Source organism: Pseudomonas sp. FW300-N1A1, assembly GCF_058789115.1.
In genome coordinates this window covers 88,616-110,473 of the sequence record NZ_JBYTBK010000003.1, presented here as the reverse complement: position 1 = coordinate 110,473, position 21,858 = coordinate 88,616, and the positions used below count along the sequence as shown (strand labels likewise).

The following is a 21,858-nucleotide window of genomic DNA, read 5'->3' as shown; positions in this document are numbered from 1 at the left end:
TCGTAGCCATTCGTTGTCGAAGGACCTCAACACCATAGCAAAGCGAACCGCAACAGCGCGTCGCCTATAAATAATTCAAGGAGTGACCATGCGTTTTCTGCCTGGCCTGATCATGTTGCTACCCCTTCTTAGCCCCTTGGCTCACGCCGAACTGATTGATGAAGTCAATGACCGCGGCGAACTGCGCATTGCACTTGAGGCCAATACGCCACCGTTCAACTTCAAGGAAGACGGCAAGCTGACCGGCTTCGAAGTCGAACTCGGCCAACTGCTGGCCAGCGAGATGGATGTGCGCGCCGATTTCGTTGTCACCGATTCCACCGACCTGCTGCCGGGTGTTGAAAGCGGCAAATACGACGTCGCGATCAATCACATAGCACTGACCCCGGAACTCAAGGATCGTTTCGACTTCAGCGAACCTTATAGCTATTCGAGCGCACAATTGATCGTGCGCGAGGAAGAACAACGCCCGCTCGGCTCATTGCTGGCGCTCAAGGGACAGGCACTGGGCGTTGCGCAAGGCAGTCAGTTCGTCGATCAGGCGCGCAGCGTCGAGGGCATTGACCTGCGCAGCTACCCCGACGCGCAACAGCCGCTCAAGGACGTGGCGGGAAAACAGCTCGATGCGGCCATCAGTGATCGCCTGCTGATTCCCTACGCCATTCGTGACAGCCGCTTGCCCGTCAAGGAAGGGGCCAGGGTCGGTCCGACCTTGAGCCTGGCGATTCCGTTCCAAAAGGGTAACCCGGCTTTCCAGGCCGGCATCGACCGCGCGTTGCAACGACTCAAGGCAGACGGCCGGCTGATGAAACTGTCGCAGAAGTGGTTCGGCATGGACGCAAGCCAGCCGCCAAAACTGTAAGAGCTCGAGATCCTCTCCTGTGGCGAGGGAGCTTGCTCCCGCTGGGTCGCGTAGCGACCCTAAAACCTGCAATCGAGCTCTGTCAGGCACATCTCGCTTAATGTTTTTTGCGACTGCTGCGCACTCGAGCGGGAGCAAGCTCCCTCGCCACAGGTTATGCGCTTGATGTCAGTCCAGCGCAGCCAATGCGATTGCCGCCTCGGCCAGTTGCAACTCGTTGAACACCCGCACGCCGTGGCGGGTCAACAAGGCTGCGGTGACCCCCTCGCCGCTGACCTTGACCCCGCTGAAGGTCCCGTCATAGGTCAGCAGGTTGCCGCAGGACGGGCTGTTGGCCTTGAGCACGGCGATGCGGATGCCGTGCTGTTGCACCAACTCCAGTGCCTGTCGTGCGCCCGAGAGGAACGCGTCACTGACGTCCTCGCCCTCAGTCGTGATCACTCGGGCCGTACCCTCGAGCACCTGGACACCCTGGCCACCGGGAATCTCCGCCGCTGCCCGAGGCGTCGGCAAGCCGCCGGCGACTTCCGGGCACAAGGCGATTACCCGACCTTCGGCGATCCACTGCTCCAACTGATTGAACGGCCCGCTGGCGCCGCCGTCGTAACGGACGCGGTGCCCCAGCAGACAACGGCTCACAAGGATTTTTTGCATGATCAGAACGGCTCGTTGCCCCGCCGGCGAAACCAGCCGGTCAATGACAGGCGTTCGCGGGTCGCGGGCAGGACTTCATGGGGCACTTCGCCTGACAGGAACACCACCAGGCAGCCACCCGTGGGCACCACATCATGTCCGGCGCCCTCCTCCAGGTACATCCGCAACTGGCCGCCATGCTCCGGCAACCAGGCATCATTGAGGTAGATCACCGCCGAGACCATGCGCCGGTCGTCGTCGCGAAAACGGTCGACATGCTTGAGGTAGAACGCCCCGGGCGGGTACAGGGCGAAATGGCTTTCGAAATCCTCAAGGCCCAGGAACAAGCCGCGATTCAATGCCTCGCGCAGGCTGTCCATCAAGCCCAGATAGCGATCACAAGCCTCGGCTTGCCCGGGCTCCAGCCACTGAATGTGATCGCCACGGATACCTTCGCGAATCTCCGAGAACGGCCCGCGCCCTACCGCAGCCGGCGCCAGTTCACCCTCGGCCGCACGCTTGCGGCATTCAGCCGCCAGCTCGGTGGTCAGCCCCTGAGGCAGGAAAATATTCTGCTGCGACCAGCCGCGCGCAGCCAGGTCGTCAACGATACGTAACAGCAGCGGGTGATCAGAGGGTATGTGCATGGCGCGCATAGTATTCCTGCGCCAGAAAATCCGACAGCACCGCATAGCGGAGGATCGTCGGATAAGCTGACGATCCTGATACGAATTCTCGACAACCTGTGTCTGGCCCCGGAGAATAGTCGCCTGCCGACAGGAGTCCCTATGCGCCGTTTGCTTTTTTCACTGTTGATGCTCTGCACTTTTCCCGCCTGGGCAGACGGCCACGACCAGTTATACAAGGTCGCCGGTTGGCCCGAGCAGCGCGCGCATTTTAACGATGCCCTGACCGCCGCCCAGCAGCGCTACCAAAGCAGCTTGCCGCCGGCAGTGTTCCAGGCACTGGTCAATAACAGCAATCAACGCTTTGCGCCGCAGGCCATGGATCGCCGCGCCGAAGCGCAACTGCGCAAAAACCTCCCGGATCCGAAACCGGCGCTGAGCTTCTTCCAGTCACCGCTGGGGCGCAAGATCATCGCCGCCGAGTTGCTCGCGACCCGCCGCGACCAGTTGGCGAAAAACGCCAAGGGCCTGCCGAAAATGGAAGCCAGCGACACCCGCCAGTTGATCATCGGGCACTTGGCCCAGGCCCTGCCCGCACGCGAAGCCGGTGCCGAAGTCAGCCTGGCAATCGCCGGCGTGGCGGCGGACAGCCTGAGCCAGATGATTCCCGGCCTGCTCGGCGGCGGTCAGGCCCAAGGCATGTTGAACGGCCAGCGCCAGCGCTTGATGGAGCAAATTGGCAGCGATCTGAACAACACCTTGCTCTACGTGTATCGCGACCTGTCCGATCCGGAGCTTGAAGAGTTCGCCACGTTCGCCGAGTCGCCGCAAGGCAAGGCTTACTATCAGGCGGCACTGGCGGCGATTCGCGCGGGGTTGGCAGTGGGCCAGAGTACCTCGAGCCTCAACCCGTAATCTTCGGTGCCTGGACGACCGCTGTCGGCAAATCGCAACAGGCGCTAGCGATTCCAGCCCTTCATCCGCTTGGTCAGAAACCCGAAATACTCCTGGCGCAACGCTTGGGTTTCGTTCGCCAGATGATGGCGGGCCGAGGGCAGTTTCAACACCTGCGGGCGTTCGAACTTGCCTGCCAGCACCTCAAGGTTGTGCTGCCAATCCACCGTCATGTCTGACTGCCCCTGAACGATCAACGGCGTACGACTGCTGCGCGGGGCCGCTTCGATGCGCTTGATCCAGCGCGCCAGCGCCCCGACCCAGGCGGTCGGCAAACGTTGTGGCTGCAGCGGATCGGCCTGCAGAAAGGGCAAGAACGTCGGGTCGCTGGAGTTCTCGCTGAAGCGGCGGGCGATGCCTTTGACGAACGGCTTGAGCAGGTAATAACTGAACTGCGACCAGCCCCAGGCCCGTGGCCGCACCAGGGGCGACAGCAGAATCACCTGGCCCTGGGCCGGACTGTTCGCGCCCTGATTGAGCACATGATCGATCACGATCGCCCCGCCAGTACTCTGCCCGCACAGATGCCACGGCTGTGGCAGGTCAACGGATCGCGCCTCGGTGAAGACCCCTTGCAGCGTGTCCTGGTACTCGGAAAAATCCCGGATGCTGGCACGCTCGCCGCTGGACAATCCGTGCCCCGGCAGGTCGCAAGCAATCACGGCAAAGCCCTGATCCAGCGCCCACTCGATCACATGCCGGTACAGCCCGGTGTGATCATAGAAGCCGTGAAACAGAAACAGCGTCGCCTTCGCCCCCTCGGGCCACCAGAGCTGGCTGACCAGTTCATAACCGTCCACCTCGAAACGGCCCAGCCCCGTGCGCAGCGTGCGCCCCGGGAAATCCAGCCCGTAGAAATGCCGGTAGGCCCGGGCCTCCACCGACAGCGGCTGCGCCTGTGCCAGAGGCCGCAGGCTGGCGCGCAGGTGATCGGGATCGAAGGTGGCAGGCATGGCGGGTTTCCAGGCAAAGCGCGGCGCGCGAAACAGACTTTATGGGCCTGCGATATTCATCTGTCGTGGCAAGCATGGCAAGCTACGCGACCTTCAAGGATGGTTTCGTATGCGCCCGCACTCCCGCACGACATTGCTTGCCGCCCTGCTCGCCCTGATATGCGCCGGCGTGCTGTGGGCGGCGTACGACTGGTTTCAGGGGCGCTACCTGCGGGCATTCAGCTCGCACACGGCGGTATTTTCCGGCGACCCCTTGCGCCTTCCCGAGCACCTGGCCGGCCCCGGTGCGATTCGCGTCGTGCACTTCTGGGACCCGGCGTGCCCATGCAACGTCGGCAATCAACAACACCTGGCCGAGCTGCTGACGCACTACGCACCACAAGGCGTGCAGTTCTACGCGGTCCAGAAGCCTGGCAGCCAGGGGCAGTTGCCCGGCACCCTGAGCAGCCTGAAAACCCTGGAAATCCTCCCAGGCTCGGAACAGATCCCCGCCAGCCCTGCGGTGGCGATCTGGGATCGCAGCGGCAAACTGGCGTATTTCGGGCCTTACAGCGAAGGCCTGACGTGCAACTCCAGCAACAGTTTTATCGAACCCATCCTGCAAGCCCTGAGCGAAGACCGTCCCGTCAGCGCCACCCACACCCTGGCGGTGGGCTGCTATTGCCCGTGGGCCAGTGAACCGCAGTAGGGCATTCAGGACTTTTCAAGGTAGGTGATGCCCGACGCACAAGGTCTGTGCTAAATGTGATCGCCCTGGCTGGCGGCACCCATAAAAAGAACAAGGAGTTCCCATGAAACGCGTCCTGACCCTACTGGCTGCATTGCTTGCGGCCCTCATCGTCGGCGCTGGCTGGTACGTGTACAGCAAGCAGCCTTCGCGTCAGGGCCTGGTGCAGTTGCAGCATCTGGAAGGGTCGGTGACGGTGCGTTACGACGAGCGCGGCGTGCCGCACATTCGCGCCGAAAGCGAACTCGACCTGTACCGCACCCTCGGCTATGTGCAGGCCCAGGACCGACTGTTCCAGATGGAAGCCATGCGCCGCCTGTCCCGGGGCGAACTGGCCGAAGTCCTCGGTCCCAAGTTGCTCGACACCGACAAGCTGTTTCGCAGCCTGCGCATCCGTGAGCGCGCCGACAGCTACGTGGCCGCGCTCGACAAGCAATCCCCGGCGTGGAAGGCCCTGCAAGCCTACCTGGACGGGATCAACCAGTATCAGGACACTCACGCCGCACCGGTGGAGTTCGACGTGCTGGGCATCCGCAAGCGCCCGTTCACCGCGCAGGACAGCGTCAGCGTCGCCGGCTACATGGCCTACAGCTTTGCCGCGGCCTTTCGCACCGAACCGGTAATGACCTACGTGCGTGATCAGTTAGGCCACGACTACCTGAATATCTTCGACCTCGACTGGCAGCCCAAGGGCGTGCTGGCCCACCAGCACACCCCCAATGCCCCATCCCTCAGCGCCAGTGACTGGCAAGACCTCAACGCCATTGCCCGCCTGAGCGAGCAAGCGCTGGCCGACAACGGCCTGCCGCAATTCGAAGGCAGCAACGCCTGGGTAATTGCCGGTAACCACACCAAGAGTGGCAAACCCTTGCTGGCCGGTGACCCGCACATTCGCTTCTCGACGCCGGCGGTGTGGTACGAAGCCGAGCTGTCGGCGCCGGGCCTGGAGCTCTATGGTCACCATCAGGCACTGGTGCCCTTCGCATTCCTGGGTCACAACCTGGACTTCGGCTGGAGCCTGACGATGTTCCAAAATGATGACCTCGACCTGATCGCCGAGAAGGTCAACCCGGATAATCCCAATCAGGTCTGGTACCGCGACAAGTGGGTCGACCTGGTCACGACCGAGCAGCAGATTGCCGTGAAGGGCCAGGCGCCGGTCAACTTCACCCTGCGCCAGTCGCCCCACGGGCCGATCATCAACGACGTGCTCGGCGCCAACGCCGGCAAGACCCCGATCGCCATGTGGTGGGCGTTCCTCGACACCCAGAACCCGATCCTCGAAGGCTTCTACCAGCTCAATCGCGCCGACACCCTGGCCAAGGCCCGCGCCGCGTCCGCCAAGGTGCAGGCACCCGGGCTGAACATCGTCTGGGCCAACGCCAAGGGCGATATCGGCTGGTGGGCCGCGGCACAACTGCCCAAGCGTCCGGCCGGGGTCAAGCCTGGCTTCATCCTCGACGGCAGCACCCACCAGGCCGACAAAGAAGGCTTCTACCCGTTCAGCGCCAACCCGCAGGAAGAAAACCCGGCGCGCGGCTACATCGTCTCGGCCAACTTCCAGCCGGTCTCGCCGACAGGCATGGAGATTCCCGGCTACTACAACCTGGCCGACCGTGGCCAGCAGCTTAACCTTCAGCTCAGCGACAAGAACCTGAAGTGGGACATCGACGCCACCCAGAAACTGCAACTGGGCACCACCACGGGCTACGGCCCTCGCCTCCTGGCGCCGTTGTTGCCGGTATTGCGTGAAGCGGTCAGCGACCCGCAGGAGCTGAAATGGGTGGAACAACTGGCCCTGTGGAAAGGCGACTACCCGCTGGAGTCCGTCAGCGCCACGCTGTTCAACCAGTTTCTGTTCAACCTGGCCGATGGCGCACTGCACGATGAACTCGGCAACAGCTTTTTCGACACCCTGCTCTCGACCCGGGTGATCGATGCCGCGCTGCCACGGCTGGCGGCGAACGCGGATTCACCGTGGTGGGACAACCGCGCCACACCGGTCAGGGAAACCCGTGCCGACGTGGTCAAGGCCGCCTGGAATGCCAGCCTGGCGCACCTGAAAAGCACCCTCGGCCCGGATGCCTCCCAATGGCAATGGGGCAAGGCCCATACCCTGACCCATAACCATCCGCTGGGCACGCAAAAGCCCCTGGAGCGCATCTTCGACGTCGGCCCGTTCGAGGCCCCCGGCACTCATGAGGTGCCGAACAACCTCTCGGCCAAGATCGGACCGGCGCCGTGGCCCGTGACCTACGGCCCGTCGACCCGACGCATCATCGATTTCGCCGACCCCGCCCACGGCCTGACCATCAACCCGGTCGGCCAGAGCGGCGTGCCGTTCGACCCGCACTACGCCGACCAGGCCGAAGCCTATGTCGAAGGTATCTACCATCAAGCGCACTTCAGCGAAGAAGAAGTGACTGCCAATACCCGCAGCACCTTGAAACTGCTGCCGGCGCGGGGCGTGCAGTAGCGGCGGCAAACCTGCGGGACCGCGGGCAATGCCGAAAAAAGCTGCGATCAGTGTGTCGATGGCGTTCATTGGCGACGCCCGGACGACTGTCCGGGCGGACCGGGCAACAGCAACCCGAAAATGACCAAGGCCTACATGGCCCTGGATGAAGCCAAGGCTGTGTACGTTTACTCGCTACGGGCACTGGAAGCCCATGATGCATTGAACGGCTGATACCCGCCTCTGTGGCGAGGGAGCTTGCTCCCGCTGGGCCGCGCGCGGCCCCAAAACCTGCAATCCCATGGCATCGGATACGCCAAACCGCAGACGTAAAAAAACCTCGCGCCCGATACCGGGAGCGAGGTTAATGAGATGGTCACCCCCACACCCTGCGAAAGCGTAGCCCTCGCAGGGTGTGGGGGTGACCATAGATTTTTGTACCGCGGGCTTAAGCCGCTTCCGGCGCCTGGGCCCGGCGCACGTCCGGTTGTTTCCAGGAATCGGCGGCACTTTCCTCGATAGCTTGCTGGATCGCACGCTTGCGGTTTTCTTCGGCGCGACGGCTGAAGAACCAGACCAGGAAGGTCACGATCGATACCGCCAGCAGGATCAGGCTGGCCACGGCGTTGATCTCGGGCTTCACGCCCAGGCGCACCGCCGAGAACACTTCCATCGGCAGGGTGGTGGAACCCGGACCGGACACGAAGCTGGCGAGCACCAGGTCATCCAGGGATAACGCAAAGGACATCATGCCGCCCGCCGCCAACGATGGCGCGATCATCGGGATGGTGATCAGGAAGAACACCTTCCACGGCTTCGCACCCAGGTCCATGGCCGCCTCTTCGATGGACAGGTCCAGCTCACGCAGCCGCGCCGACACCACCACCGCCACATAGGCGGCGCAGAACGTGGTGTGGGCAATCCAGATGGTGACGATGCCACGCTCCTGCGGCCAGCCGATCATCTGCGCCATGGCCACGAACAGCAGCAACAGCGACAGGCCGGTGATCACTTCCGGCATCACCAACGGCGCGGTGACCAGGCCACCGAACAGCGTGCGGCCCTTGAAGTGGGTAATCCGGGTCAGTACGAAGGCCGCCAGGGTGCCCAGGGCCACCGCTGCAATCGCGGTGTAGCAGGCGATTTCCAGCGAGCGCACCACCGAACCCATCAGCTGGGAGTTGTCCAGCAGGCCGACGTACCACTTGATCGACCAGCCGCCCCAGACCGTTACCAGTTTCGAGGCGTTGAACGAGTAGATCACCAGGATCAGCATCGGCAGGTAGATGAACAACAGGCCCAGCACCAGCATCAGGCTGGAGAAACGGAAGCGCTTCATTCTCTACCCTCCATTTCCTTGGCCTGACTGCGGTTGAACAGAATGATCGGCACAATCAGGATTGCCAGCATCACCACAGCCAAGGCAGACGCCACCGGCCAGTCACGGTTGTTGAAGAACTCTTGCCACAGCACTTTACCGATCATCAGGGTTTCCGGACCGCCCAGCAGTTCCGGGATCACGAACTCACCCACCACCGGGATGAACACCAGCATGCAGCCGGCAATGATGCCGTTTTTCGACAGCGGCACGGTGATCTTCCAGAAGCTGTTGAAGGTGCTCGAACCCAGGTCCGAGGCGGCTTCCAGCAGACTGGTGTCGTGCTTCACCAGGTTGGCGTACAGCGGCAGGATCATGAACGGCAGGTAGGAATAGACCACGCCGATATAGACCGCCAGGTTGGTATTGAGGATCTGCAGCGGTTCGTCGATCCAGCCCATGGTCATCAGGAAGCCATTGAGCAGCCCGTTGTTACTGAGGATGCCCATCCACGCGTACACGCGGATCAGGATCGCGGTCCAGGTCGGCATCATGATCAGCAGCACCAGCACGGTCTGCATTTCCTTGCGCGCACTGGCAATGGCATAGGCCATCGGGTAGCCGATCAGCAAACAGAGGATGGTGCTGATCAGCGCCATCTTCAACGAGCCGAGGTAAGCGGCGATGTACAGCTCATCCTCGCTGAGCATCACGTAGTTGCCGAGGTTGAGCAGCAGCTGCAGCTTCTGCTCGACGAAGCTATAGATCTCGGTATACGGAGGAATGGCCACGTCCGCTTCGGCGAAGCTGATCTTCAACACGATGAAGAACGGCAACATGAAGAACAGGAACAGCCAGAGGAACGGAACCCCGATGACCAGCTGACGGCCACCGGGAATTATTCGACTGAGTCGGCGCTTGAGCTTTCGCATGTTCATGAGCGCAGTACCACGCCGCTGTCGTCTTCCCACCAGACGTAGACCTGATCGCCCCAGGTCGGACGCTGCCCGCGACGTTCGGCGTTGGCCACGAACGACTGCACCAGCTTGCCGCTCGGCAGCTCGACGTAGAACACCGAGTGCCCGCCCAGGTAGGCAATGTCATGCACCTTGCCGCTCGACCAGTTGTGTTCGCAGGTCGGCATTTCTGCGGTGACCAGCAGTTTTTCCGGGCGAATCGCGTAGGTCACCGACTTGTCCTGCACCGAGGTGCTGATACCGTGCCCCACGTAGATGTTGCGATCCAGGTCCTTGCAGGTAATCAGCGCATGGCCCTCGGCGTCGTCCACCACTTCACCTTCGAAGATGTTGACGTTGCCGATGAACTCGCAGACCAGGCGGCTGGTCGGGGTTTCGTAGATGTCGATCGGGCTGCCGATCTGGGCGATCCAGCCCAGGTGCATGATCGCGATGCGCTCGGCCATGGTCATGGCCTCTTCCTGGTCGTGGGTCACCATGACGCAGGTCACGCCCACGCGCTCGATGATTTCCACCAGCTCCAGCTGCATCTGCGAGCGCAGTTTCTTGTCCAGCGCGCCCATTGGTTCGTCGAGCAGCAACAGCTTCGGGCGCTTGGCCAGGGAGCGGGCCAGGGCCACACGCTGGCGCTGACCGCCGGAGAGCTGGTGCGGCTTGCGCTTGGCGTACTGGCTCATCTGCACCAGCTTGAGCATCTCGGCCACTCGGGCGTCGACCTCGGCCGTCGGGATCTTGTCCTGCTTGAGGCCAAAGGCAATGTTCTGCGCCACCGTCATGTGCGGGAACAGGGCATAGGACTGGAACATCATGTTGATCGGGCGCTCGTACGGCGGCATGTCCGTGATGTCCACGCCGTCGAGGAAAATGCGTCCCTCCGTAGGCCGTTCGAACCCTGCGAGCATGCGCAGCAAGGTCGATTTGCCCGATCCCGAACCGCCGAGCAGGGCGAAGATCTCGCCTTTCTTGATTTCCAGGGACACATCGTCCACGGCAATCGTCTCGTCGAACTTCTTCGTGACCCGGTCGATTTTGACCAGCACCTGCTTAGGTGTCTGGTCGCCCTCGAGGGCTTTCTTATAGGCGCCGGAGGCAACTGCCATTTACGAAACTCCCAACAAAAAGAGTGCAGTTCGCCCAATACGGGCGAAACCTTGGATAGGTTGAGCCTTTGTCACTATTTACCCGACTTGACCTTGGTCCAGCTGCGGGTCATCAAGCGTTGAATGTTCGGTGGCAGCTCGACCGACACGTAGGTCTTGTCGAGGACCATTTGTGGCGGATACACCGACTCGTCTTCGCGAATCGACTGATCCATCAGCTTGTCCGACGCAGGGTTCGGGTTGGCATAGCCGACGTAATCGCTGACCTGGGCAATCACCTCAGGCTTGAGCAAGTAGTTGATGAACGCATTGGCTTGCTTGACGTTGGACGAGTCCTTGGGAATCGCCAGCATGTCGAACCACAACGCGCCGCCTTCTTTCGGAATCGAGTACGCGATGTTCACGCCCTTGCCAGCTTCGGCTGCACGCGCCTTGGCCTGGAAGATGTCGCCGGAGAAACCGATCGCCACGCAAATGTCGCCGTTGGCCAGGTCTGCAATGTATTTGGAGGAATGGAAGTAGGTCACGTAAGGCCGTACCGCGAGCAGCTTGGCTTCCGCCTTCTTGTAGTCCTCGGGGTTGGTGCTGTTGGCATTCAGGCCCATGTAGTTGAGGACCGTCGGCATCATTTCATCGGCGGAGTCCAGGAAGGCTACGCCACAGCTTTGCAGCTTCTTGATGTTTTCCGGCTCGAACAACACACCCCAGGAGTCGATCTTGTCGACGCCCAGTACGGCCTTGACCTTGTCGACGTTGTAACCGATGCCGTTGGTGCCCCACAGGTACGGCACGGCATACAGGTTGCCCGGGTCGTTCTGTTCCAGGCGCTTGAGCAGCACCGGATCAAGGTTGGCGTAGTTGGGCAACTGCGACTTGTCGAGCTTCTGGAATGCCCCGGCCTTGATCTGCTTGCCCAGGAAGTGGTTGGACGGCACGACCACGTCATAACCGGTACGCCCGGCCAGCAACTTGCCTTCCAGGGTTTCATTTGAGTCAAACACGTCATACACCGGCTTGATGCCCGTGGCTTTTTCGAAGTCCGCCAGGGTGTTTTCGCCGATGTAGTCCGACCAGTTATAAATATGCACGGTGGGTGCGGCTTGCACACTGACGGCGAGTGTCAGGCCGGCGCCAACCAGCATGGCTTTGCGAAACAAAGAAATAGGCAAGTGATGGTCCTCTTAAATAGTTGGGCCCAAGTTGCCCAGCGTTACATGACAGCCGTGGCTGCCCAGCAACAAAACCGGCGCGCAACTTACCCTCGATAAACCGATCCAGCAAAACTTTCTGTCATTTAATTGTTCCTGATGCCGCCGTCAGCGCGACGACGGCAACAGGATAGTGCTTCAAACCGGCTTATTTACCGGATTTGATCTTGGTCCAGCTACGGGTCATGATCCGCTGGGTGGCGGCCGGCAAGTCGGCAATCGCATACAGCTTGGCCAGTACATCCGCCGGTGGATAAACACCCGGGTCGCTGGTGATGTCTTTGTCGACCAGTGCCGTGGCGGCCGCGTTACCGTTCGGGAAACGTACGGCGTTGGTGATTTCAGCCATGATTTCCGGCTTCATCAGGAAGGTCATGAACTTGTAGGCGCCCTCGACGTTCTCGGCATCCTTGGGGATGGCGACCATGTCGTAGAAGCTGCCTGCACCTTCTTTCGGAATGTTGTAGCTGACCTTGACCTTGTCACCGGCTTCAGCCGCGCGGGCCTTGGCCTGGTAGATGTCACCCGAGTAACCCACGGCCACGCAGATGTTGCCGTTGGCCAGGTCGGAGATGTACTTGGACGAGTGGAAGTAGCCCACCGAAGGACGGATCTTCAGGAACAGCGCTTCGGCTTCGGCCAGTTGTTTCTTGTCCTGGCTGTCGGTCGGATAGCCCAGGTAGTGCAGCGCCACCGGGATCATCTCGGTGGGCGAGTCGAGGAAACTGATGCCACAGGATTTCAGCTTGGCCGCGTTTTCCGGCTTGAACAGCAGATCCCAGGAGTTGGTCGGTGCATCGGCACCCAGGGCGGCCTTGACCTTGTCGGCGTTGAAACCGATACCGATCGAGCCCCACATGTACGGGAAGGCATGTTCGTTGCCCGGGTCGCTGACCGAGACGGCCTTGAGCAGGTCGGGGTTCAGGTTCTTCCAGTTAGGCAGCTTGGACTTGTCCAGCTTCTGGTAGACGCCGGCCTTGATTTGCTTGGCCAGGAAGTTGTTCGAGGGTACGACAATGTCGTAGCCGGACTTGCCTGCCAGCAACTTGGCTTCCAGGGTTTCGTTGCTGTCGAAGACGTCATAGACAACTTTGATGCCCGACTCGTCTTCGAACTTCTTGACGGTGTCCGGTGCGATGTAGTCAGACCAGTTGTATACGTGCAGTACCTTGTCATCAGCCTGGACCGCGCCAGCCATCAGCCCCAGCAGGGACATGGCGAGCAGTGTCTTGCCACCGAGCTTTTTACCTAGTGCCTTCATGCGTAATGCTCCAAATTGTTCTTTTTTGAACCACCTGTTCCGCGGCCGAACCCGGGCAACTGGAACTATGGCTAGTCTGGCAAGTTCAGTGGCGGTCTTTCAAGGAAAGGCCAAGCTTTCTGATCTCCCTGAGCGAAAGGGCCTGTATTCCCCTTCGCTCAGAGCCTAGCACTTAGCGTTGCAATGCACTCAGGGTCAAGTCCAGGCACTGACGCGCCTTGGTCACCAGCTCGTCGATTTCCGCCGGTGTAATCACCAGCGGCGGCGAGATGATCATGGTGTCTCCCACTGCGCGCATGATCAGGCCGTTGTCGAAGCAGAACTGCCGGCAAATCATGCCGACACCCTTACCCTCGTAACGCTTGCGCGTGGCCTTGTCCTGAACCAGTTCAATGGCACCCAGCAAGCCGACGCCACGGACTTCGCCCACCAACGGGTGATCGCTCAGTTCCCGTAGACGCTTTTGCAAATACGGTGCCGTTTCTGCATGAACGCGCTCGATAATTTTCTCTTCGCGCAGAATGCGGATGTTCTCCAGCGCCACTGCCGCGGCAACCGGGTGGCCGGAGTAGGTGAAGCCGTGGTTGAAATCGCCGCCTTCGTTCAGCACCTCGACCACTTCATCGCGCACGATCAGGCCACCCATCGGGATGTAGCCGGAGGTCAGGCCCTTGGCGATGGTCATCATGTCGGGCTTGAGGTCGTAGAAATCGCTACCGAACCACTCACCGGTACGGCCGAAACCACAGATCACTTCGTCGGCGACGAACAGGATGTCGTACTTGGCAAGGATTTCCTTGATGCGCGGCCAGTAGCTTTCTGGCGGAACGATCACGCCGCCGGCACCCTGGATCGGCTCGGCGATGAAGGCGCCGACGTTGTCGACACCGACCTCGAGAATCTTGGCTTCCAGCTGGTTGGCCGCCCAGATACCGAACTCATCCGGTGTCATGTCGCCGCCTTCACCGAACCAGTACGGTTGCGCGATGTGCACGATGCCCGGGATCGGCAAGTCGCCCTGTTCGTGCATATAGGTCATGCCGCCCAGGCTGGCGCCGGCCACGGTCGAACCGTGGTAACCGTTTTTACGGCTGATGATGACCTTCTTGTTCGGCTGGCCCTTGATCGCCCAATAGTGGCGAACCATGCGCAGCATGGTGTCGTTGCCTTCGGAACCGGAGCCGGTGAAGAAGACATGGTTCATGCCTTCCGGGGCGATGTCGGCGATGGCCTTGGCCAGTTCCAGCACCGGTGGGTGAGCGGTCTGGAAGAATAGGTTGTAGTACGGCAGCTCACGCATCTGCTTGCTGGCGGCATCGGCCAGCTCGTCGCGACCGTAACCGATGGCCACGCACCACAGGCCGGCCATGCCGTCGAGGATCTTGTTGCCTTCGCTGTCCCACAGGTAAACGCCCTTGGCGTTGGTGATGATGCGCGGGCCTTTCTCTTTAAGCTGCTTGAAGTCGCTGAACGGCGCCAGGTGGTGATCGTTGCTCAGGGTTTGCCATGCACGGGTTTGCGGGTTGTTGCTGGTCATAAAGCTCTCCTAATGAGGTGAGAGTGCGGCTTTTGAGGGCCGCACCCGGCGTATCAGACGGCGAACAACAGGAACTCTCGTTCCCACGAACTGATCACGCGCTTGAAGTTTTCATGCTCGGCCCGCTTGACCGCGACGTAGCCAGTGATGAATTTGTTGCCCAGGTATTTCTCGATAGTGGCGCTGTTTTCCATGCGATCCAGTGCGTCTTCGATGGTCAGCGGCAGACGCAGGTTGCGCCGCTCGTAACCCCGTCCAACCACGGGTGCACTTGGGTTGATGCCTTCGACCATGCCGATGTAGCCGCAGAGCAGGCTCGCGGCAATCGCCAGGTACGGGTTGGCGTCGGCGCCCGGCAGACGGTTTTCCACCCGACGGTTTTGCGGCCCGGCATCCGGCACCCGCAGGCCCACGGTACGGTTCTCTTCGCCCCACTCCACGTTCACCGGCGCCGAGGTGTCCGGCAGGAAGCGGCGGAACGAGTTGACGTTGGGCGCGAACAGCGGCAGCAACTCAGGGATGAACTTCTGCAAGCCACCGATGTGATTGAGGAACAGCTGGCTCATGGTCCCGTCTTCATTGGAGAAAACGTTCTTGCCAGTTTCGAGGTCGATAATGCTCTGGTGCAGGTGCATGGCACTGCCCGGCTCGCCGGTCATGGGTTTGGCCATGAAGGTCGCCGCCACGTTGTGCTTGAGCGCTGCTTCGCGCATGGTGCGCTTGAACACCAGAATCTGGTCGGCCAGGGACAGCGCGTCGCCATGACGGAAGTTGATTTCCATCTGCGCCGTGCCGTCTTCGTGGATCAGGGTGTCCAGATCCAGTTCTTGCAGTTCGCACCAGTCGTAGACGTCTTCGAACAATGGGTCGAATTCGTTGGCTGCTTCAATAGAGAACGACTGACGACCGGTTTCCGGGCGGCCGGAACGGCCAATTGGCGGTTGCAACGGGAAGTCCGGGTCTTCGCAACGCTTGGTCAAGTAGAACTCCATTTCCGGCGCCACGATTGGCTGCCAACCCTTGTCGGAATAGAGCTTGAGTACCTTCTTGAGCACGTTACGCGGCGACAACTCGATCGGGTTGCCTTGCTTGTCGTAGGTGTCGTGAATCACCTGGGCGGTCGGTTCGATGGCCCACGGTACGAGGAACACGGCGTTTTCGTCCGGACGGCAGATCATGTCGATGTCGGCCGGGTCGAGCAGTTCGTAATAGATGTCGTCTTCGACATAGTCGCCCGTCACTGTTTGCAGCAGCACACTCTCGGGCAGGCGCATGCCTTTTTCGGCAATGAACTTGTTGGTTGGCGAAATCTTGCCACGGGTGATCCCCGTCAAGTCGCCAATCATGCATTCGACTTCTGTGATCTTGTGGTCTTTCAACCAATCGGTGAGCTGGTCGAGGTTGTTACTCATAAATGCCTCTGGGCTGGGTTTCCTGACCTCATTAAGAGTCAGGCGTTGTTTGACGCGTCCGCGTCGCGTTGTATTGCCCGCTTGCGACAGGCATCGCCAAATGCCTGGAAGATGGCAAGGTAGTGAGGGTTGGAGCTTACCTGCCATTCGGGGTGCCATTGCACCCCCAAGGCAAAAGCCTGGCCTCCCTCGATCTCTGCGTCCTTGACAGACAGCGCCTCGATCAATCCGTCGGGCGCCAACGCCTCGATGTGCAGGCCCGGCGCCAGACGCTCAACGCCCTGACCATGAATCGAATTGACTGAAATCACGCTCGGCAGGCCCAGGCTCGCGAGCACGCCACCGGGCTGGATATGCATCGGGTGGCTGGGGGCGTACTGCCCTTCCAGCGGCAGGCTGTCGTCTTCACGGTGATCCATGAAGGGACCGGCCTCGTGGACGCTCTGGTGCAGGCTGCCACCGAATGCGACGTTCATCTCCTGAAAGCCACGGCAAATTCCCAGTACCGGGATGCCTGCGGCCACCGCGGCGCGAATCAACGGCAGGGTGGTGGCATCGCGCGCAGGATCATGGGCGGTTCCCGGCGCACTCGCAGGCCCGCTATAGTGAAAAGGTTCTACATTGGAAGGTGAACCGGTAAACAGGATGCCATCCAGACCGTCCAGAATATCGGACGGGGACAGCAGCTCCGGCAGCAACGGCACAATTACCGGCAAGCCTCTAGCTGCCGTGGCCACTGCACGAACGTACTTGTCGCCACTGATGTGATAAGCATGCAGACCGATCTGCCTGGAGCAGGCGGTGACGCCGATTAACGGCAGGCGAGACATGAAGCACCCCGGTATTATTGCTGTTATGGGTTTGAATCGAGCTTAGCCTTGTTCATTTTTTTACACAACACCCCCGTAAAAAATACAACACGGCCCGCTCAAACAGGCTGCTACGAAAGAAGTGAAAGGCATAAAAACGCCCCAAACTGCCCCAAAAATGCCATTCGAGCGCTTTTTTAGGGCAATTAAGGCCTCGCTTGACTTCGGCATGCCGTTGGGGTTGACTGGAATCTGAAAAGATCAATGATTGATATTTTTAACAACAAAGGTGTTGCATCATGTCGGTACCCCCGCGTGCCGTTCAGCTTAACGAAGCGAACGCGTTCCTTAAGGAACATCCTGAGGTTCTGTACGTTGACCTTCTGATTGCGGATATGAATGGTGTGGTGCGCGGCAAGCGCATCGAACGCACCAGCCTCCACAAGGTTTACGAGAAAGGCATCAACCTGCCGGCCTCTCTATTTGCTCTGGATATCAATGGCTCGACGGTGGAAAGCACCGGCCTGGGCCTGGACATCGGTGATGCTGACCGAATCTGCTATCCAATCCCTGACACCCTGTGCAATGAGCCTTGGCAGAAGCGCCCTACCGCGCAACTGTTGATGACCATGCACGAACTCGAAGGTGAGCCATTCTTCGCCGACCCGCGTGAAGTGCTGGCCAATGTAGTGCGCAAGTTCGACGAAATGGGCCTGACCATCTGCGCCGCCTTCGAACTGGAGTTCTACCTGATCGACCAGGAGAACGTGAACGGTCGCCCGCAACCACCTCGCTCGCCGGTTTCCGGTAAACGCCCGCACTCGACACAGGTCTACCTGATCGACGACCTCGACGAATACGTCGACTGCCTCCAGGACATCCTGGAAGGTGCGAAAGAGCAAGGCATCCCTGCCGACGCCATCGTCAAGGAAAGTGCTCCGGCGCAATTCGAAGTGAACCTGCACCACGTTGCCGACCCGATCAAGGCCTGCGACTACGCGGTACTGCTCAAGCGTCTGATCAAAAACATCGCCTACGACCATGAGATGGACACCACCTTCATGGCCAAGCCTTACCCAGGCCAGGCGGGTAACGGTCTGCACGTCCACATCTCGATCCTTGATAAAGACGGCAAGAATATTTTTGCCAGTGAGGATCCCGAGCAGAACGCCGCACTGCGTCACGCGATCGGCGGTGTGCTCGAGACCCTACCGGCGCAGATGGCCTTCCTCTGCCCGAACGTCAACTCCTACCGTCGTTTCGGTGCACAGTTCTACGTGCCGAACTCGCCATGCTGGGGCCTGGACAACCGTACCGTAGCGATCCGCGTACCGACCGGTTCCTCCGATGCCGTGCGCATCGAACATCGTGTGGCCGGCGCCGATGCCAACCCGTACCTGCTGATGGCTTCGGTCCTGGCGGGTGTGCACCACGGCCTGGTGAACAAGATCGAGCCGGGTGCTCCGGTCGAAGGCAACAGCTACGAGCAGAACGAGCAAAGCCTGCCGAACAACCTGCGCGATGCACTGCGTGAGCTGGACGACAGCGAAGTCATGGCCAAGTACATCGATCCGAAATACATCGATATCTTCGTGGCCTGTAAAGAGAGCGAGCTGGAGGAGTTCGAACACTCCATCTCCGACCTCGAGTACAACTGGTACCTGCATACCGTCTAAGCGGGCTGCAGTAAAAACGAACGCCGTCAGCCTTGCAGCTGGCGGCGTTTTTTTTGTGCCCGCCATCCATCGTTTGGTCTTACCGCCATTATCAGTGGATATATCTTACAAAACCGTCAGACACGGATTACATCGATTGCCTACCCGCAAGTTCACACTTCAGGCCCCCGGAACTTGACCGGTTTCCTACCTGACTGCTGAGAACAACAAGCATGACAAAACTGCTACCAGGCACAGCCATGACCCTGATCGCCGCCGGTTTGTGCGCCACCGCCTGGGCCAACACCGCCGACACTGCCGAATGGGGCTACACCGCACCCACCGGTCCGGAGAGCTGGAGCGAACTGAAGAGCGAATTCAGACTCTGCACGTCCGGTAAAGAACAGTCGCCAATCGACATTCATGACGCGATGAAGGCTGGAGTCGAACCCCCAACCTTCACTTATCGCCCAAGCGCAGCCGCCGTGCTGAACAACGGTCATACGATCCAGGTATCGCCGACGGACCCGGGCGGTATCACCCTGACCTCCGGCGCCTATTCGCTCGTGCAATTGCACTTCCATACGCCCAGCGAAGAAAAGATCCAGGGCCGCTCCTATCCTCTGAATGCGCATCTGGTTCATCGCAACACCGCAGGTGAACTGGCCGTTGTGGCCTTGCTGTTTGAAGAGGGCGCACATAACCCGACGCTGGAGTCGATCCTGGCAGCCATGCCAAAAGACGAGGGTGGCACGGCGACCCTGGAGACACTGAACATTGCCGATTTATTGCCCGCCACCCACAACGCCTATTCCTACATGGGTTCTCTGACTACCCCACCCTGTACTGAAGGCGTGCGCTGGAATGTGCTGACCACTGCGGTGCAGATATCCCGGGCACAACTGGAGGCTTTCCAGGCGCTGTATCCGATGAACGCACGTCCGGTCCAACCCTTGAATGGCCGGAGCGTGCAGGTCGACGGCTAAGCCACGCTGGCGGCCAAGCGGCGCAGTGGGCCTGTACAGACAAGGGGCGAGTCGCCTCGTACAATGCCCGCTGCCTTCGCAGGAGACTTCAATGACCCGGCCCGCCACTCTTCGTAAACCCCGCGCCCGCAGCCAGGCGCGAATCGACTCGATACTCGATGCCGCCCGCACGCTGCTGGCCGCCGAGGGCGTGGCCAGTTTGTCGATCTACAGTGTCGCCGAGCGCGCGGAGATCCCGCCCTCCTCCGTCTACCATTTCTTCGCCAGCGTCCCGGCCCTGCTCGAAGCCCTGACTGCCGACGTCCACGCCGCGTTCCGCGCCTGCCTGCAAGCGCCTATCGACCACGGCACCCTCAGTGGCTGGCGTGACCTGTCGCGGCTGGTGGAGCAGCGCATGCTCGCGATCTACAGCGAAGATGCCGCCGCCCGCCAACTGATCCTCGCCCAGCATGGCCTGACCGAGGTCACCCAGGCCGACCGTCAGCACGACATCGAATTGGGCGACCTGATGCACAAACTCTTCGACCACCACTTCGAACTGCCGGCATTGCCCAAGGACGTCGACGTGTTTGCCCTGGCCATGGAACTGGGCGACCGTGTTTACGCACGCTCGGTCCAGCAGCACGGGCAGATCACCCCGCGCATGGCCGAGGAAGGGATGCGGGTGTTCGATGCGTACCTTGGGTTGTATCTGCCGCCCTATCTACCCAAGCGCATGCCGGGTTAAACGGAGACAACCCGCATCCGGTTCGATCCAATCGCAGCCAGGGCCAACTCCAGTTCCACCCCTTCAAGCAGGCCCGCATAGTGCTGGCGAAGATCTGTTTCCCAGCTGATCACCTCATCCAGACAATCAGCCGCCTGCTGCCGGGTCAGCGCAAAATGCGTGCAATGACTCAGCATGTTTTCTCGACTGATGACTCGCCCCAACCTGCCGACAGCCATTGAAAGATAAGGGGGGGAGGATCCATCAAGACCCGGTACCACGTCGTACATAGGTGCCAGCCTCCAGCGCCCCCCCAGCCATAGGATCGCGTGGTTTTTCGGGTGATCGTCGTCATTGCCGACCAAGGCGTTGAAACACATACGGATGAAGAGCTCACGCAAATCTTGATCCGGCACGCCCCGACGCTTCATCTCATTGGCCAGGCCGGCATAGACCCAAGCGCTGTGATCATTGGTTACCCATTCAGCGTCCAGCAACGTCAGCGCACTCAACATGGGTACACGCCGCCCGGTATCCGCAGGTGGAAGGCGGTCGAAGCGTTTCACCAGCAGCGTTGAGGGTGTTCCGGCATAGAGCGCCGTCCTCGCAACGTTCAACCCCTTGAGTGAGGCAAACGTCATGCAGGCATGTTCCAGCGCCGGAACATCACAAACGTCATAACGATCACGCGGCTTGACCAGTATCAGCTCGCCTTGATCCTGCAAGGTACGCTTGGGCCTGGCACCGCCAAGGGAGGACCGCTGCTTGCGCAGTTTGAGCGTTCTAATCGTCTCATCATCCAGCTGGTTATCGAAGATCGCTTGCGTCGCCTCGATAAATGGCGCTAGCCCCTTGAGCGTAGGCAACGCTTCTTGCCCTACCGCGGCGGGTGGATGCCGGGTCAGTCCGGCCATCAGGTTACCGGCACGATCGTTGTTGGGGGATTTGAGCAAGTAGTCGATCGGCCCCAGGTCGCCTCGATGGAGGTCTTGCAGCACACGTTCGCCCCATCCATCGGGCATCGCATCATTGATAAAACCGGGTACGCCACGGTTCTTCGTAATCGATGTAAAGGGTTGGGTCCGCAACGGATAACGAATGTGATCAGGCACCCAGCCTTGAGTGGCGACATACTCGGGGTCATAAACGAACTCGCCATGGCCATTGCTGATGCTCAATCGACCGAGCGTCAGGACCTCCCCGGTTTCGGGATGCTCCATGTAGATGTAAGCCCGAGACATCAGAAATCTCCCTTCGACCTGGGTAGCCGAACACGCTGGGCAGGACGCACGTCATGGGCCGGGGTGCGGGAAGCCAACTCATGCGCATCCAAGGTCTGAAAAACATCGAACGTGAGGCCCAGATGCCACAGCACCAACATGAATGATCGTAGCTCTACAGAGGCATCCCCCGCTTCTATCTTGCGCAGCGTTCGCTCGGAAATTGACACGGACAACGCGAGATCTTTCTGGCGCTGCCTGTTCTGAAGACGCCTGTTTTTGACCAGAAGGCCTATGGCATGGAGCCTGTCGGCGCATTCGATAGGAAAGAACTCGCTCATAACACGCACTTTGTTGCCGCTAAAATCAATTAAGCAGCACTATAGCACTCATTAAACCATCAAGAATGACTGAAAAATCAGCCTGAAACACCGTTAAGACAACCTGGCAGGCGCTTTC

The 21,858-nt window shown here is 60.3% G+C and carries 20 protein-coding genes; 7 read left to right on the top strand and 13 right to left on the bottom strand.

Annotation, left to right across the window (positions count from 1 at the left end; all coding sequences use genetic code 11):
* Nucleotides 1-88 precede the first annotated feature (88 nt).
* Complete coding sequence (locus AC3WQN_RS04115; protein ID WP_103398770.1) at nt 89-862, top strand: transporter substrate-binding domain-containing protein; 774 nt, start codon at nt 89-91, stop codon at nt 860-862.
* A gap of 168 nt (nt 863-1,030) precedes the next feature.
* On the opposite strand, the gene AC3WQN_RS04110 is transcribed toward AC3WQN_RS04115, so the two are convergent.
* A complete protein-coding gene (locus AC3WQN_RS04110) occupies nt 1,031-1,516 on the bottom strand; it encodes a 2-thiouracil desulfurase family protein (protein ID WP_103398769.1) in 486 nt (161 codons plus the stop codon).
* Between the two features lie 2 nt (nt 1,517-1,518).
* A complete protein-coding gene (locus AC3WQN_RS04105) occupies nt 1,519-2,151 on the bottom strand; it encodes a 2OG-Fe(II) oxygenase (RefSeq protein WP_178081875.1) in 633 nt (210 codons plus the stop codon).
* 132 nt (nt 2,152-2,283) lie between these two features.
* On the opposite strand from AC3WQN_RS04105, the gene AC3WQN_RS04100 reads away from it, so the two are divergent.
* A complete protein-coding gene (locus AC3WQN_RS04100) occupies nt 2,284-3,036 on the top strand; it encodes a DUF2059 domain-containing protein (protein ID WP_103398767.1) in 753 nt (250 codons plus the stop codon).
* A gap of 44 nt (nt 3,037-3,080) precedes the next feature.
* Here the strand turns inward: AC3WQN_RS04100 and bipL are convergent, their stop codons facing one another.
* A complete protein-coding gene (bipL, locus tag AC3WQN_RS04095; RefSeq protein ID WP_103398766.1) occupies nt 3,081-4,028 on the bottom strand; it encodes a phospholipase BipL in 948 nt (315 codons plus the stop codon).
* A gap of 109 nt (nt 4,029-4,137) precedes the next feature.
* Between bipL and AC3WQN_RS04090 the strand changes: the two genes are divergently transcribed.
* A complete protein-coding gene (locus AC3WQN_RS04090; RefSeq protein ID WP_103398765.1) occupies nt 4,138-4,716 on the top strand; it encodes a DUF6436 domain-containing protein in 579 nt (192 codons plus the stop codon).
* Between the two features lie 103 nt (nt 4,717-4,819).
* On the top strand, nt 4,820-7,231 hold the full coding sequence (locus AC3WQN_RS04085; RefSeq protein ID WP_103398764.1) for a penicillin acylase family protein: 2,412 nt from the start codon (nt 4,820-4,822) through the stop codon (nt 7,229-7,231).
* A 427-nt stretch (nt 7,232-7,658) separates the two neighbouring features.
* Here AC3WQN_RS04085 and AC3WQN_RS04080 read toward each other — a convergent pair whose 3' ends face one another.
* The 8 genes from AC3WQN_RS04080 to AC3WQN_RS04045 form a co-directional block, all read right to left on the bottom strand.
* Entirely contained in the window at nt 7,659-8,549 is an 891-nt protein-coding gene (locus AC3WQN_RS04080; RefSeq protein WP_095081811.1) for an ABC transporter permease subunit, read from the bottom strand.
* Nucleotides 8,546-9,466, bottom strand: a complete 921-nt coding sequence (locus tag AC3WQN_RS04075) for an ABC transporter permease subunit (RefSeq protein WP_095145965.1) — start codon at nt 9,464-9,466, stop codon at nt 8,546-8,548. The genes AC3WQN_RS04080 and AC3WQN_RS04075 overlap by 4 nt, the downstream gene beginning before the upstream one ends.
* Nucleotides 9,463-10,605 carry an ABC transporter ATP-binding protein gene (locus AC3WQN_RS04070; RefSeq protein WP_095145963.1) on the bottom strand — a complete coding sequence of 381 codons (1,143 nt, stop codon included), beginning with the start codon at nt 10,603-10,605 and terminating at the stop codon, nt 9,463-9,465. The genes AC3WQN_RS04075 and AC3WQN_RS04070 overlap by 4 nt, the downstream gene beginning before the upstream one ends.
* A gap of 74 nt (nt 10,606-10,679) precedes the next feature.
* Complete coding sequence (locus tag AC3WQN_RS04065; protein WP_103398763.1) at nt 10,680-11,774, bottom strand: polyamine ABC transporter substrate-binding protein; 1,095 nt, start codon at nt 11,772-11,774, stop codon at nt 10,680-10,682.
* A 187-nt stretch (nt 11,775-11,961) separates the two neighbouring features.
* A complete protein-coding gene (locus AC3WQN_RS04060) occupies nt 11,962-13,074 on the bottom strand; it encodes a polyamine ABC transporter substrate-binding protein (protein WP_103398762.1) in 1,113 nt (370 codons plus the stop codon).
* 172 nt (nt 13,075-13,246) lie between these two features.
* Entirely contained in the window at nt 13,247-14,611 is a 1,365-nt protein-coding gene (locus AC3WQN_RS04055) for an aspartate aminotransferase family protein (RefSeq protein ID WP_103398761.1), read from the bottom strand.
* 53 nt (nt 14,612-14,664) lie between these two features.
* Nucleotides 14,665-16,023 carry a glutamine synthetase family protein gene (locus AC3WQN_RS04050; RefSeq protein ID WP_103398760.1) on the bottom strand — a complete coding sequence of 453 codons (1,359 nt, stop codon included), beginning with the start codon at nt 16,021-16,023 and terminating at the stop codon, nt 14,665-14,667.
* A 38-nt stretch (nt 16,024-16,061) separates the two neighbouring features.
* Nucleotides 16,062-16,853, bottom strand: coding sequence for a gamma-glutamyl-gamma-aminobutyrate hydrolase family protein (locus AC3WQN_RS04045; RefSeq protein WP_103398759.1), 792 nt, complete (start codon nt 16,851-16,853; stop codon nt 16,062-16,064).
* A gap of 278 nt (nt 16,854-17,131) precedes the next feature.
* On the opposite strand from AC3WQN_RS04045, the gene AC3WQN_RS04040 reads away from it, so the two are divergent.
* From AC3WQN_RS04040 to AC3WQN_RS04030, 3 genes are all read left to right on the top strand, one after another.
* Nucleotides 17,132-18,508 (top strand): glutamine synthetase family protein, encoded by a 1,377-nt coding sequence (locus tag AC3WQN_RS04040; protein WP_095081821.1) that lies wholly within the window; start codon nt 17,132-17,134, stop codon nt 18,506-18,508.
* A 212-nt stretch (nt 18,509-18,720) separates the two neighbouring features.
* Entirely contained in the window at nt 18,721-19,473 is a 753-nt protein-coding gene (locus AC3WQN_RS04035) for a carbonic anhydrase (protein WP_103398758.1), read from the top strand.
* Between the two features lie 91 nt (nt 19,474-19,564).
* Complete coding sequence (locus tag AC3WQN_RS04030; protein WP_103398757.1) at nt 19,565-20,200, top strand: TetR/AcrR family transcriptional regulator; 636 nt, start codon at nt 19,565-19,567, stop codon at nt 20,198-20,200.
* Here the strand turns inward: AC3WQN_RS04030 and AC3WQN_RS04025 are convergent.
* Together AC3WQN_RS04025 and AC3WQN_RS04020 are read right to left on the bottom strand one after the other, a co-directional pair.
* Nucleotides 20,197-21,420 (bottom strand): type II toxin-antitoxin system HipA family toxin, encoded by a 1,224-nt coding sequence (locus tag AC3WQN_RS04025; RefSeq protein ID WP_103398756.1) that lies wholly within the window; start codon nt 21,418-21,420, stop codon nt 20,197-20,199. The two genes, AC3WQN_RS04030 and AC3WQN_RS04025, sit on opposite strands and share 4 nt — an antisense overlap.
* The gene (locus AC3WQN_RS04020; protein ID WP_103398755.1) at nt 21,420-21,740 is read right to left on the bottom strand and encodes a helix-turn-helix domain-containing protein; all 321 of its coding nucleotides are present in this window, start codon (nt 21,738-21,740) and stop codon (nt 21,420-21,422) included. Before AC3WQN_RS04020 ends, AC3WQN_RS04025 begins: the two co-directional genes overlap by 1 nt.
* Between the last annotated feature and the right edge of the window lie 118 nt (nt 21,741-21,858).